Source organism: Janthinobacterium agaricidamnosum NBRC 102515 = DSM 9628 (assembly GCF_000723165.1).
GTDB lineage: Bacteria > Pseudomonadota > Gammaproteobacteria > Burkholderiales > Burkholderiaceae_D > Janthinobacterium > Janthinobacterium agaricidamnosum.
Genome location: NZ_HG322949.1, coordinates 5,918,747 through 5,918,957, shown reverse-complemented (window position 1 = coordinate 5,918,957; position 211 = coordinate 5,918,747).

The following is a 211-nucleotide window of genomic DNA, read 5'->3' as shown; positions in this document are numbered from 1 at the left end:
CCACCCCTTTAAAGGTGTACATTGACAACCCCGTCCCTTAATACCCGCGCCGTCGATACGTGGCGTCGCGCAACAGCGCCGGCCACGTAGCCTTTTTTCTCTGTCTTTTTCGGGCCGCGAGGGTGTTTACGCAGCGTTTTTGGTTTGGCGTAAGCGGCAATCTGGAGCAGTAATTTGCTCAGCTCTGATGCACACATGGCGTCGTAGCGCC